The sequence below is a fragment of the Nocardia sp. NPDC060220 genome (assembly GCF_042727815.1).
Taxonomy (GTDB): domain Bacteria; phylum Actinomycetota; class Actinomycetes; order Mycobacteriales; family Mycobacteriaceae; genus Nocardia.
In genome coordinates this window covers 1-1,229 of record NZ_JBHWZY010001318.1, presented here as the reverse complement: position 1 = coordinate 1,229, position 1,229 = coordinate 1, and the positions used below count along the sequence as shown (strand labels likewise).

Annotated in this window: 1 protein-coding gene; it reads right to left on the bottom strand. The window is 62.2% G+C overall.

What is annotated here, in order from left to right:
- Nucleotides 1-797 precede the first annotated feature (797 nt).
- The coding region (locus ACFWF3_RS36375) for a hypothetical protein (protein ID WP_379318734.1) at nt 798-1,229 on the bottom strand (432 nt) is incomplete at its 5' end.

Genomic DNA, 1,229 nt, shown 5'->3' with positions numbered 1-1,229 from the left:
GCTCCCTTCGAACGCACAACAACGAGGCTGGCCGCTGTTGCTACACGGTCCCCGCACGATCGTTCGGCTGCCGCGTTCCACCGCACCGAACTCTCCATCGCCCGTAGTCGAGAACCTCCGAGCTGCCATGACGGCTGACTTCGCTCCCCACGTTGCGCGATATCCGGCCGGATCCGACACGAAGGGCCACGGGCGCCGATCAAATTCCGTGCGCGGCCGCTAGGCCCTGATGCTCGGGTATCAGGCGGCGGCATCATCGGCCGTTGCCACGCGCTCCCTAGATGGCCGAAACTGAATTAGCCGTGTCCACGTGGACGCCGCAGTCCTGCGGCCTAGATGCTCAGCAACCGCTCACTTCGGCCACCGTCGGTCTGCGGACCCCTCGCACACCTGGCACCCGCCGACGTGCGCCATGGCGCCCCAACCGCTCATGACCGTGCGCCCTGTGACAGTCAGCTCCCGCGCCAGCAGCCGCCGAAACTATCAACTGGCGCGCCGCGAAGGACCTTCCCGGCTGCCTCGCTTGGCGAAAGTATCGATCGACAGGCAATCTCACTCGGAAAGGCGCATCGATGACCACCCACCTCTCAGACCGAGCTATTCCGGCAAAAATGAGCTACCTCTCCAATTACACATTCCTGCGCCGACTTGCCCAGCAACCGACGGTCGAGTGACCGCAGAACACCCCGGCGGAGCGATCGGCGGCGCGCTGACACTGGTCATGTTCACGATTCCCACCGGCTGCGAGCACGCATCAAATGGACCATGCGCGGTACCGCAGCCATCGAAACCGAGGTCTACATGCACCCGCTTGAGCCCATCTCAGTCTGTCCTGCCTCGTGAGGATCGAACAGTGGTATCTGCATGAGACAGTCGTCTACGGCATCACTGACAGACGCCAGACCGTATTGATGGACCAACTGCGGAAGCAGCACTGTGATGATTCCAGATACGTCGCTGGATGTGAGGCAGTAGGGGCTCTGGGCGATCGCGGTCGCACGGTCGGTGCAAAATTGCGCGATGGTGCTGAGCGCGGAGGCTGGCAGGTGCTTGGACATGCGGACTTTCGGGAGTGTCATTTGCCGTGACGGCACGGAACCGTCGGGAGGGAGCCGCAGTGACGGTGGTGCGGGGCCCGATGCAGTTTCGGCATCGTTGCTTGCGAGAGCATCGACCTCGATAGAATCATTCCTTGAGCGCTGTGTGGCCTTGTTAGTCTGTTTGTTTTT